The 11,819-nt window shown below is 30.6% G+C and carries 8 protein-coding genes; 7 read left to right on the top strand and 1 reads right to left on the bottom strand.

Annotation, left to right across the window (positions count from 1 at the left end):
• Window positions 1-44: 44 nt before the first annotated feature.
• Window positions 45-1,640, bottom strand: coding sequence for a malate synthase A (gene aceB, locus MED152_RS00575; protein WP_015479892.1), 1,596 nt, complete (start codon window positions 1,638-1,640; stop codon window positions 45-47).
• Between the two features lie 127 nt (window positions 1,641-1,767).
• On the opposite strand from aceB, the gene MED152_RS00570 reads away from it, so the two are divergent.
• From MED152_RS00570 to MED152_RS00540, 7 genes are all read left to right on the top strand, one after another.
• A complete protein-coding gene (locus MED152_RS00570; protein ID WP_015479891.1) occupies window positions 1,768-3,252 on the top strand; it encodes a helix-turn-helix domain-containing protein in 1,485 nt (494 codons plus the stop codon).
• A gap of 37 nt (window positions 3,253-3,289) precedes the next feature.
• Entirely contained in the window at window positions 3,290-4,933 is a 1,644-nt protein-coding gene (locus MED152_RS00565) for an acyl-CoA carboxylase subunit beta (protein WP_015479890.1), read from the top strand.
• 10 nt (window positions 4,934-4,943) lie between these two features.
• Complete coding sequence (locus MED152_RS00560) at window positions 4,944-5,828, top strand: hypothetical protein (RefSeq protein ID WP_015479889.1); 885 nt, start codon at window positions 4,944-4,946, stop codon at window positions 5,826-5,828.
• 13 nt (window positions 5,829-5,841) lie between these two features.
• The gene (pta, locus tag MED152_RS00555; protein ID WP_015479888.1) at window positions 5,842-7,935 is read left to right on the top strand and encodes a phosphate acetyltransferase; all 2,094 of its coding nucleotides are present in this window, start codon (window positions 5,842-5,844) and stop codon (window positions 7,933-7,935) included.
• A 2-nt stretch (window positions 7,936-7,937) separates the two neighbouring features.
• Window positions 7,938-9,125: an acetate/propionate family kinase gene (locus MED152_RS00550; protein ID WP_015479887.1), complete on the top strand. Its 1,188-nt coding sequence runs from the start codon at window positions 7,938-7,940 to the stop codon at window positions 9,123-9,125.
• A gap of 138 nt (window positions 9,126-9,263) precedes the next feature.
• Window positions 9,264-9,983 carry a YebC/PmpR family DNA-binding transcriptional regulator gene (locus tag MED152_RS00545; protein WP_015479886.1) on the top strand — a complete coding sequence of 240 codons (720 nt, stop codon included), beginning with the start codon at window positions 9,264-9,266 and terminating at the stop codon, window positions 9,981-9,983.
• A gap of 21 nt (window positions 9,984-10,004) precedes the next feature.
• Window positions 10,005-11,789: a long-chain fatty acid--CoA ligase gene (locus MED152_RS00540; RefSeq protein ID WP_368085805.1), complete on the top strand. Its 1,785-nt coding sequence runs from the start codon at window positions 10,005-10,007 to the stop codon at window positions 11,787-11,789.
• The last annotated feature ends 30 nt before the right edge of the window (window positions 11,790-11,819 follow it).

Genomic DNA, 11,819 nt, shown 5'->3' with positions numbered 1-11,819 from the left:
AATTAGGTCTCGTTAACTATTGCAGTAGTTGCGAGACATTTTTTTTAAATATATTGATAAGCGTCTAAGGTTAAAAATTCTTTGTATTCTTTAGATAAGACCAATTCATCAAATAAATCTGTAGCCAAAGAAAATTTACCATTGTTAAATGTATTTTCTCCTACTAAAGTTTTAATTTTTTCTAATTCTTCCATTTTCAATTGTTGATACATCTCTGCATTAAAAACTTGATTTCCATCAATCTTGATGTTGTTATGTAACCAAAGCCATACCTGTGTTCTAGAAATTTCAGCAGTAGCAGCATCCTCCATTAAATTATAGATTGCAGCAGCTCCATTTCCTCTTAACCAGCTTTCTATATATAAAATACCAACGTTAATGTTTTTCCTAATACCTTCTTCTGTAATGCTTCCTTGAGGCATTTCTACAAGATCTGCTTCAGAAATATTTAAATCATTTCTTTTTACGTGAATCTGATTTTTTGTTGGCATGTTTTCGTTAAAAACAGCCATAGCAACACTAACCAAACCAGGATGTGCGACCCAAGTACCATCATGACCATTTTTAACCTCTAACTCCTTATCATTTATAACTTTTCTAAAGGCAACTTGATTGGCCATTTCATCATTCTTTATTGGAATCTGAGCAGCCATTCCACCCATTGCATGAACTCCCCTTTTATGACATCTTTGTATAACTCTTAGAGAATATGCCTTCATAAAAGGTGAACTCATTGTAACTTGACCTCTGTTAGGCACCATAAAATTGGTATGATTTCTAAACTTTTTGATGTAAGAAAAAATATAATCCCATCTACCACAATTTAAACCAGCCATGTGGCTTCTCAATTCATAAATTATTTCATCTAGCTGAAAACTAGCAGTAATTGTTTCTACCAAAACTGTAGCCTTAATTGTTTTCTGTGGAATATTTAGTTCGTCTTGAGCAAATACAAAAACATCATTCCAAAAACGAGCTTCTAAATAATGTTCTAATTTAGGCAGGTAGAAATAAGTTGCAGAACCTTGTTCTTGCAATGTTTTAATATTATGAAAAAAGTACAATCCAAAATCTACTAATGAACCAGACATTGCCTCTCCTTCAATTTTGAAGTATTTTTCATTTAAATGTAAACCTCTAGGCCTAACCAATAAAGTGGCAGTATCATCATTTAATTGATACCTTTTATTTTTCTTCTCATTATAGAAACTTATCGTTTTACAATTTGCATCCCTTAGATTAATTTGACCGTTTAAATTATTCTGAATACTAGGAGAATTGCTATCCTCAAAATCTGCCATAAATGTTTTAGCACCAGAATTGAGTGCATTAATTACCATTTTACGATCTACAGGACCTGTAATCTCAACACGTCTATCTAATAAATCTTTTGGCAAAGAAGCACACAACCAATTAGAGTTTCTAATAGATTCTGTTTCTTTTGGAAACGTTGGATAATTACCTGCATCAAAATATGCCTGTTCAATTTTTCTGTCTTCTAACAGTTTTAACCTCTGATCATTAAACTTATCATGAAGTTTAATCAAAAAGGCTTGCGCTTCTGGGGTTAAGATTGATTTGTACGTTTCAGTTTCGAAACCTTCAAACTCAATTGTTCTAGAAATTACTTGTTCATACATAACTATTTATTTAAAACTTACTTTGCAATGATATAAATAAATTTTAAACTCTACAAGCGAACGTTCGCTAAATTTGTATAAAATTAAACTTTATTCGATTTCGCTAATTTTATATATCTTTGAATTTATGACAATTGAAGACGAATACATAAGGTTAATTTTTGGATTAAAACTAAAACAGATAAGAACAGAGAGAAACTTATCTCTTTTTGGTTTGGCCAAGCTTTCTGGCTTATCTAAATCTTATTTAAATGAAATAGAGAAAGGAAAAAAATATCCAAAAACCGACAAAATTCTTTTACTTTCTGAAAGTTTAGAGGTTTCTTATGACAATTTAGTATCACTAAAACTTGATAAAAATTTAGCACCTATTGGAGAGATTTTACAATCAAAAATTCTAAAAGAAATTCCTTTAAATCTATTTGGCATCAAAGAAAATGTTCTTATTGATATTATTGCAAATGCACCAGCTAAAGTTAATGCATTCATTAGCACCATTATAAAAATTGCTCAGAACTATAATTTAACTAGAGAAAGCTTTTTCTTAGCCTCTTTGCGTTCTTACCAAGAAGCGCACAATAATTACTTTGATGATATAGAAAGTGATGTGGAAAAGTTTGCAAAAGCTTATCACATTAATTTGTCTCAACGCATAAAATCGAAGGATTTAGAAGAAATTTTAGTTGAAGAATTTAATTACGAGATTGACACTTCCGAGTTAAAAAAACACAAACATTTAGAAGGTTTACGTAACATTTACATTCCGTCTAAAAAAATATTGTTAGTAGATCCAAAAATATCCGAAGAACAAAAAACCTTTATTTACGCTAAAGAATTAGCTTACAATTTTTTAAAAATTGAAGAGCGATTATATACTTTTCCTTGGATAAACTTTGAAAGTTTTGATCAAGTTCTTAATAATTTTATAGCTTCTTATTTTGCTGGAGCTTTAATAATTCCGAGAAAAAATCTTACTGAAAAATTAACCAATTTCTTTGCTCAAGAAGAATGGAACTCTTTAAAACTGCATCAAATTATTAAAAGTTTTAATTGTAGTCAAGAAACATTCTATCAACGATTAACAAACATACTTCCAAAGTATTTCAATATTAAAAATCTATTCTTTTTACGCTTTACACATTTTAATAACTCAAAAGAATATAGACTAAATAAAGAATTGCACATTACTCAACAGCAAGCACCTCATGCTAATAGAAATAATGAGCATTATTGCAGAAGATGGGCATCTATAAAAACAATAAAAGCCTTAGAAACTTCTAAAAAAGACAGATCTACTTTTGGCGTACAAATATCTTCATATGTAAATCAAAAAAATGAATATTTAGTACTATCCTCAGCAGCACAAGATCCATTTAAAAAGAATATTAGCAGAAGTGTAACTATTGGTGTGTTACTATCTCCTCAATTAAAAAAGAAAATTAATTTCTTAAAAGAAAACACATTTCCGAAACAAATTGTGGGTGTAACTTGCGAAACTTGTTCTGTACAAAATTGTTCAGATCGAGTCGCCTCTCCAAGTCGATTAATCAAAAAAGAAAAGTACGAAGAAATTGCAAAAACTGTTGATGAAATTATAAAATCGTACAGTTAAAAATCATTAATTTAGCAGGATAAAATTTTAGAAATTTATGGATATTAACTTCAATAAGAACGAAGATTACAATAAACTTTTAGTTTCAGATTTAAAAAAACGTTTTGCCCACGTAAAATTAGGTGGTGGCCAAAAAAGAATTGATAAACTTCATGCAAAAGGAAAAATGACTGCTCGTGAACGTGTAGATTATTTATTAGATAGCAATACTAAATCGATTGAGATAGGTGCTTTTGCAGGTGAAGACATGTACCAAGAACATGGAGGATGCCCTTCAGGAGGTGTTATTGTTAAAATTGGTTACATTAAAGGAAAACAATGCATTGTAGTTGCCAATGATGCAACAGTTAAAGCTGGTGCTTGGTTTCCAATAACAGGTAAAAAGAATTTAAGAGCACAAGAAATATCTATAGAAAATAAACTACCAATTATTTACTTAGTAGATTCTGCAGGGGTTTACCTACCAATGCAAGATGAAATTTTTCCTGACAAAGAACATTTTGGAAGAATTTTTAGAAACAATGCAGTTATGAGTTCTATGGGCATCACACAAATTTCTGCAGTTATGGGAAGTTGTGTTGCAGGTGGTGCTTATTTACCGATTATGAGTGATGAGGCTTTAATTGTAGATAAAACTGCCAGTATTTTTCTTGCAGGTAGTTATTTAGTAAAAGCTGCAATTGGAGAAAGTATAGATAATGAAACTTTAGGTGGTGCAACAACTCACTGTGAAATATCTGGAGTTACTGATTACAAGGCTAAAGATGATAAAGATGCATTAGATAAAATTAAATTCATCGTAGACAAAATTGGTGATTTTGATAAAGCAGGTTTTAGCAAAACTGAATCTTTTGAGCCTAAAGAAAATCAAGATGATATTTTCGGAATTTTACCAAGAGAAAGAAATGCGCAATATGATATGTTAGAAATCATTAAGCGTTTAGTAGACAAATCTGAATTTGAACAATATAAAGAGGGTTATGGACAAACCATTTTAACTGGTTATGCAAGAATTGATGGTTGGGCTGTTGGTATCGTAGCTAATCAAAGAAAATTAGTAAAAACAACAGCTTCTAAAACTAAACCAACTGAAATGCAATTTGGTGGAGTTATTTATAACGATTCTGCTGATAAAGCCACACGTTTTATAGCTAATTGTAATCAGAAAAAAATACCATTGGTATTCTTGCAAGATGTTACAGGTTTTATGGTGGGTTCAAAATCTGAACATGGAGGAATTATTAAAGATGGTGCAAAAATGGTAAATGCAGTGAGTAATTCTGTTGTACCAAAATTCACTATTGTTATTGGTAATTCTTATGGAGCAGGAAATTATGCAATGTGTGGCAAGGCTTACGATCCTAATTTAATTGTAGCTTGGCCAAGTGCTGAACTTGCTGTAATGAGTGGTAATTCTGCAGCAAAAGTTTTATTGCAAATAGAAACAGCATCACTAAAAAAGAAAGGTGAAGAAATTACACCAGAAAAAGAAGCTGAATTGTTCGAAGAAATAAAATCGAGATACGACAAACAGATTTCTCCTTATTATGCTGCTGCAAGAATATGGACAGACGCAGTTATAAATCCTCTTGATACAAGAACTTGGATTTCTATGGGAATAGAAGCTGCAAACCACGCTCCTATTGAGAAAAAATTTAATATGGGAGTTTTACAAGTTTAATTATTAGCCTATGTCAAAAAGATTAATTCTTATTCTTTTAACTTTTTTTTCATTAACTAATAATATTAGTTCTCAAGAAAATAAAAAATACCGATTTCTAAAAATTGAAGATTATAAAAAGAAGTATCCAAACAGAAATATATCATTTGAAAAGGGAAAGTATCAGATTTTTAATAATGATACACTTATCTTAGACAATGATCCAAGATACTCACACTCTAAAAGCATAGATTACGAATTTAAAGACTCCTTATTCCTAGACGTTTATAAAGATTTAGTTTATAAAAAACATCATTTAAGGAAAAATGAGAAAAAGAAGTATATGAAGCTATGGAAACAACCAATAAAAATATACTTTGATGCATCTTTGGATAGTTTTTATATGAATAAAATCAAAGAGAAATCATTAAAACTATCAAATAATATAGACTCTTTAAATATTTCATTTGTAGATTCTAAAGAAAAAGCAAATTATTTAATTTATCAACTAGATAGAAAGAATTCTAATAAGCTTTCCAAAGAAATAACAAACAATAATTATATAAATTATTACAATAAATGGTATAAGAATAAAATTTATAATACTCAACTTGAGATCAACTTAACCAAATATGAAAACGTATCTAAAGAAATACATCTAAACTATATTTATCAATTCTTTTACAGGTCTTTAGGCAATTTCTCTGTTTCTAGATTATTGCCTTGTGAAAGTATGTTTTCCTCATGCTTAAGAAACAACAAAAAACTATTAGAAAATGATTTTGAATTACTTAAATATCACTATTCATATGGCATTTGTAAGTTTACTGATTTGGAAACATTTGAAAAAAACCATAAAAAAGCTAGAGAAGAATTGAAAAATGGTAGAACTATGAAGTTCTTACATTTTAAATAAAACACATAAAGCTATGAGTAAAGCAATTTACGTTACAACCATAGAACCAAATAGTGGTAAATCTTTAATATCACTTGGCGTTTTAAGAATGATGCTGACTAAATCTACAAAAGTGGGCTATTTCAGACCAATTATCAACAAAAGCAAAACCGATAGTTTTGATAACCACACAAACACGGCTATTAACTTTTTTAATTTAGACCTAGACTACAATGATTGCCATGTTTACGAGCAAAGTGAAGTTGTAGAGTTGTTAAGCGAAGGAAAAGAAGATGAAATAATTCATAAAATAATTGGCAAATACAAAAGCTTAGAACAAAGATTCGATTACGTTTTAGTAGAAGGAACAGATTTTTCAGGTGAAGGTGGTTTTACTGAAATTGACGTGAATTTAATGGTTGCCAAAAATTTAGGAATTCCTGTTTTAATTGTTGGTGCAGGAAATGGTAAAAAGAAAAAGGATTTTATCAATACAATGCAATTAACCTACAACTCTTTTATTCAGAAAGAAGTGGATGTTATTGGTTTAATTGCGAATAAAACAGAAACTGACGAAATTGAGTATGTAAAAGATCAACTAGCAAAATCAATTGCAGGAGACATACAAATAGATGTAATTCCGAAAGTAGATTTTTTAGCTTATCCAACAGTAAAAGAAGTTGTAGAAGAATTAGAGGGTAAAGTTTTATTTGGAGAACAATTTTTAGATAATGCTATTGGAAGTTTCAGTACTGGAGCAATGCAACTAAGAAATTACCTTACTCACATTAAAAACAATGCACTTGTTATAACTCCTGGAGATAGAGCAGATATTATCTTAGGTGCTTTACAAGCAAATGCATCTAGCAATTACCCTAATATTTCTGGAATCATTTTAACTGGTGGCTTAATTCCTGAAGATTCAATTATCAAGTTGATTGAAGGAGTACAATCTACCATTCCAATTATTTCTGTAAAAGGAGGCACATTTGGCATATCAAACAAAATAGGTGCTGTAAAACCTAAAATTTATGCAACTAACAGAAAAAAGATTTTATTAGCTTTAGACACTTTTGATGCGCATGTAAACGCAACAGGATTAACAAATACGCTTTCTAATTTTAATTCTGAAAGATTAACGCCAAGCATGTTTCAATACAATTTACTGCAAAGCGCAAGAGCACATAAAAAGCATATTGTATTGCCAGAAGGAAATGACGAAAGAATTATTAGAGCTGCAGCTAGATTACAACTTTTAAATATTGTTGATTTAACTTTATTAGGAGATAAAAGAGAAATTCAGGCCAAGTGTAATCAATTAGGAATTCAGATTGATCTCGAACAAATTCAAGTTTTAAACCCTGAAGATTCCATTCATAATGATGCTTTTGGCAAAACACTTTATGAGGCTAGAAAGCATAAAGGAATGACAGAAACCACAGCAAAAGATTTAACAAGAGATGTATCTTATTTTGGAACACTTATGATTCTAAATGGTTTAGCTGATGGTATGGTTTCTGGAGCTGTACACACAACTATGCACACTATAAAACCTGCCTTACAAATCATAAAAACCAAACCTGGTGTTTCTGTAGTTTCTTCAGTATTTTTTATGTGTTTGTCAGATAGAGTTTCTGTTATGGGTGATTGTGCTGTAAATCCAAATCCGAATGCAGAACAATTAGCAGAAATTGCAATTTCATCTGCACAATCTGCAGAAGCCTTTGGTATAGAAGCAAAAGTGGCAATGTTATCCTATTCATCAGGAAGCTCTGGAAAAGGTGAAGAAGTAGAAAAAGTTAGAAAAGCTACTGATATTGTAAAAACAAAAGAACCAAGTTTAAAGATAGAAGGTCCAATACAATATGATGCAGCTGTAGACATGTCTGTTGCAAAAACTAAAATGCCAGATTCAGCTGTTGCTGGGCAAGCATCTGTATTAATTTTCCCTGATTTAAATACTGGTAATAATACTTACAAAGCTATTCAAAGGGAAACTGGAGCTTTAGCAATTGGCCCTATGTTACAAGGTTTGAATAAGCCCGTAAACGATTTAAGTAGAGGCTGTACTGTAGATGATATTTTCAATACTGTTTTATTAACCGCTATTCAAGCAGAACAAGGATAATTATGAAAATTTTGGTTTTAAATGCAGGTTCATCTTCCTTAAAATACCAGGTAATAGAGATGCCATCTAAACAAGTAGAATGTGTTGGCTTAGTTGAAAGAATTGGTATGGATGATGCCATTTTTACTCATGAAATTCAAAATAATGAATACTCTGAAACTTTACCGATTTTAGATCACAAAACAGGATTAAAAAAAATAGCTAACACCCTTTTAGATGCTAAAATAGGTGTGATTAATTCTGTAGATGAAATTGAAGCTGTGGGTCACAGAGTGGTTCATGGAGGAAATAAATTTAATAAAACCACCATAGTAAATCAAGAAGTTAAAGATAACATTAAAGAACTGTTTAGCCTTGCACCTTTGCATAATCCAGCAAATTTAAATGGTATAGAAATTGCAGAAACCATATTTACCAAAGCAAAACAGATTGCCATTTTCGATACTGCATTTCATCAAACTATGCCTAAAGAGGCATATCAATATGCAATAAAAAATGAATATTTAGAAACGCATAACATAAGAGCTTACGGTTTTCATGGTACCAGCCACAAATATGTTTCTGAAAAAGCTAGAGCGTATTTAGGTGATGAAAATTCTAAAAAAATAATTACCATCCATCTAGGAAATGGTTGTAGTATGTCTGCAATAAAAGATGGTAAAAGTATAGAGAATTCATTAGGATTTGGCCCTATGAATGGCTTAATAATGGGAACACGTTCTGGAGATATTGATCAATCTGTAATTTTCTATATGATGAACAAACTGAACAAAACTGCAGACGAAGTAGCAAACTTACTTAATAAAGAGTCTGGAATGATGGGCTTAACAGGTTTTTCTGATTTAAGAGAAATCTCTGAACAAGCAGAAAAAGGAAATGTAGATTGCCAAAATGCTTTAGCTTTAGCTGGCTATAGAATTAGAAAATATATAGGTAGTTATATTTCTGTATTAAATGGCGTTAATGCCCTAATTTTTACTGCAGGAATTGGAGAAAATTCTGCTGCAATGAGAGCGCTTGCTTGTAAAAATTTATCATTCTTTGGTATTGATTTAGATGCTGATCAAAATAACATTAGATCTAAAGAGACAAGGGAAATTCAATCAAAAAAAGCAAAAGTTAAAATCTTAGTTATTCCAACTAACGAAGAAATTGAAATCGCGAAACAAGCTTATCAATTATTAGCCTAAATAGAAATTGAACATAATACTTTTAACTTCTAAAAGTACATTGTAACTATAATAGGAGAACTAGAAATCCTTATATTAAAAAATTGCAAATCAAGTTGCTAATTTTTACATTTGTGAGCATTAAAAAAATCAACAGAAATGGGTAGAGCATTTGAGTTTAGGAAAGCAAGAAAAATGAAACGTTGGTCAGCAATGGCAAAAACATTTACCAGAATTGGTAAAGACATTGTTATGGCTGTAAAAGAAGCAGGTCCTAACCCAGATACAAACTCAAGATTAAGAGCAGTTATTCAAAATGCGAAAGCTGCAAACATGCCTAAAGACAATGTTGAACGTGCAATAAAAAAAGCGTCAGACAAAGATACTGCAGACTATAAAGAAGTGTTATTTGAAGGTTATGCACCTCATGGAATTGCTGTTCTTATTGAAACTGCGACAGACAACAACAACAGAACTGTTGCTAATGTTAGAGCCGCTTTTAATAAGTGTGATGGAAATTTAGGAACATCTGGATCTGTATCTTTTATGTTCGACCATACCTGTAACTTCACTATCAAAAAAGAAGACATTACCATTGATATGGAAGAACTTGAACTTGAATTAATCGATTTTGAAGTTGAAGAAGTTTTTGACGACGAAGAAGGCGTAATTATTTATGCACCTTTTGAACAATTTGGAGCTTTACAAAGTTATTTTGAAGACAATAATATCGAAATTTTATCTTCTGGTTTTGAAAGAATTCCAACTACTACAGTAAAATTAAATGAAGATCAAAAAGCAGATGTAGAAAAGCTTTTAGAAAAATTAGAAGAAGATGATGATGTAAACTCTGTTTACCATTCTATGGAAGAATCTTAAACTTCGAACAAATTTAGTAACTTGTCAGGAAATTTTTTTGAAATGCCTGATGCTATTACTCGAATTTTCGACTTTGCTTACTATCAACTAGAGAACAATCCTTTAGACAACTGCTTAAACTTTAAAAATAAAGGAGATTGGGAACCAATTTCTACCAAAACCTTTATTCAAAAAGCAAACAATGTAAGTAGCTCACTGCTAGCATTAGGTATAAAACCGAATGATAAAATTGCTGTAATTACCGAAAACAACAATCCTAATTGGCATATTTTAGATATTGGTATTTTGCAAATTGGCGCTCAAAACGTACCTCTTTATGCAACGCTTTCCGAAAATGATTATGCATACATTTTAAACCATTCAGACTCTAAATATTGTTTTGTATCTAGCAACGAACTTTATGAAAAAGTAAAATCTGTTATGGATAAAACGCAGCTAAAAAATGTATTTTCATTAGAAGAGTTAGCCACAGATTATGGCTGGAGTTCTTTTTTAGAATTAGGCAAAAATACTGATCATCACCTTAAAATTGATAAACTAAAAGCATCTATAAAACCTGATGATTTAGCTACAATCATTTACACATCAGGAACTACAGGCACACCTAAAGGAGTTATGTTATCGCATAAAAATATTGTTTTTACTGTTTTTGCTATAGAACAAAGACTCAACTTACAAAGAGGAAATAATAAAATTATAAGCTACTTGCCTATTTGCCATATTTTTGAACGATCTGCTTTTTACTACAATTTGTACATGAGTGTACAAGTCTATTTTGCAGAAAGCATAGAGCAAATTGGTGACACCATAAAAGAAGTAAAACCAGATTACTTGGCTGTTGTTCCTAGACTTTTAGAGAAAATTTACGATAAAATTGTAGATAAAGGCAGTAACCTTAAAGGCTTAAAAAAGAGCTTGTTTTTTTGGGCTTTAGAATTGGGTGAAAATTATAAGCCTTATCATTTAAACGGATCTTTTTATCATTTTAAACTAAAAATAGCGAGGAAAATTATATTTAAAAAATGGAAAGAAGCTCTAGGTAATAATTTACAATTTATGATTTCTGGAAGCGCACCTTTACAACCTAAATTAATTAGAGTTTTCACTGCTGCTGGCATACCTATTTTTGAAGGTTATGGAATGACAGAATCTTCTCCTGCAGGAACCTTAAATGATGAAAGAAACAAAGGTTTAAAAATTGGTTCTGTTGGTAAACCTTTAAAAGGTATAGAAGTTAAAATTGCTAATGATGGTGAAATTTTAATGAAGGGAGATAACATAATGCTAGGTTATTTTAAAAACAAAGAGCTAACAGATGAAACCATTATTGACAATTATTTACATACAGGTGATATTGGTGAGATTGATGAGCAAGGATTTTTATCTATCACAGGTAGAAAAAAAGAAATGTTCAAAACATCTGGTGGTAAATATATTGCTCCTGCTGTTTTAGAAAGCGAGTTTAAACAATCACGATTTATAGAACAAATTATGGTAGTTGGCGAAAACGAGAAAATGCCAGCAGCCATTATTCAGCTGAATTTTGAATTTATTGCTGAATGGGCAAAACGTCATCAATTAAAAATTGAAAACTATCATAGCAATGAAAAGGTTATAGCAAGAATTCAAAAAGAAATCGATTTTTACAATAACAGATTTGGTAAATGGGAAAAAATTAAAAAATTTGAATTAACACCTGATGAATGGACTATAGATGATGGATTATTAACCCCAACCCTAAAGATTAAAAGAAATAATATTCGCGATAAATACAATAACCTGTATCAAAAAATATACAATCAATAATTTTGAGCTATAAAAAAATAACTATTTGTA

It is taken from the genome of Polaribacter sp. MED152, from assembly GCF_000152945.2.
In the GTDB taxonomy this organism is placed as follows: Bacteria; Bacteroidota; Bacteroidia; order Flavobacteriales; family Flavobacteriaceae; genus Polaribacter.
This window is presented reverse-complemented; position numbering and strand designations above follow the sequence as displayed.